The organism is Nguyenibacter vanlangensis (genome assembly GCF_013376155.1).
Taxonomy (GTDB): Bacteria; Pseudomonadota; Alphaproteobacteria; order Acetobacterales; family Acetobacteraceae; genus Gluconacetobacter; species Gluconacetobacter vanlangensis.
Genome location: NZ_JABXXP010000880.1, coordinates 1 through 1,030, shown reverse-complemented (window position 1 = coordinate 1,030; position 1,030 = coordinate 1). Strand labels below are relative to the sequence as shown.

Genomic DNA, 1,030 nt, shown 5'->3' with positions numbered 1-1,030 from the left:
CAACCCAATCCCCCGCCGGCGCCCCCTCCGCCGCCGCCCTTCGCCGAGGCCGACGCCGATTTCGTCGGCAAGGCCGCCCACATCGACGCCTTCGAAATCGCCATCTCCCAGCTTGCCGCCAGCCAATCCGCCAATCCGAAGATCAAGTCCTACGCGACCCGCACGGGCACCGACCATACGGCGAACCGGGACAGGCTCGGCACCATCGCGGACCAGCACGGCGCGACCCTGCCGACCGGTCTCACGTCGGATGAAAACGACGTGCTGAACAGGCTGAAGACGGAAAAGGGCCGGGCCTTCGACCATGATTTCATCCATATCCAGATCGAAGGCCATCGCGAGGCCCTGCCCCTGTTCCAGACCGCGGCCCAAAACGCTACCGACCCGGCGCTGAAATCCTATGCCGCCGACACGGCCCCCGTCATCCAGTCGCATCTGGACATGGCGACCGCCCTGGTCCAACACAAACGTCATCATGACCGGCACCACCACTGAAGAAGCGGCGCGTGCCGGCCGGGGAGAACGCCAGCCGGGGGACCATCGCTTCGGCACGTGACGCCGCAAGAGCGCTTTCCCCCGGTTCCATCCTCCGGCCGGAAGGCATTGCGCGCATGAACATCAGGATCGATCGCATCATCACCCGGGGCGGCGATTCCGGGCAGACCGCCCTGGGCGACGGCACGCGGGTGGATAAATCCTGTCCCAGGATCGAGGCCCTGGGCACGGTGGACGAGGCCAATGCCACGATCGGCGTACTGCGCCTGCACGTCCCGCCCGCCTCGCCGCTGGACGCCACGCTCGCACGCGTGCAATCGCTGCTGTTCGATATCGGCGGCATGCTGTGCGTGCCCGAAACGGAATCCCCCGAAACGGACCCCTCGGCCGGCACGTCCGACAATTTCCGGGGCGGCGACGCGGCGGTCGCCTTCATCGAACAGGCGACCGAACAATTGCGCGCCCGTCAGGAACCGCTGCGCAGCTTCGTCCTGCCCGCCGGCACGCCGGGCGCGGCCCACGCCCACCTGGCCCG

General features: G+C 68.1%; 2 protein-coding genes. Both read left to right on the top strand.

Annotated features, from left to right (window positions below):
• The coding region (locus tag HUK84_RS19835) for a DUF4142 domain-containing protein (protein ID WP_176641740.1) at positions 1–495 on the top strand (495 nt) is incomplete at its 5' end.
• 116 nt (positions 496–611) lie between these two features.
• Positions 612–1,030: ATP:cob(I)alamin adenosyltransferase (locus tag HUK84_RS19830; protein ID WP_176641739.1), on the top strand; the 419-nt coding region annotated here is incomplete at its 3' end.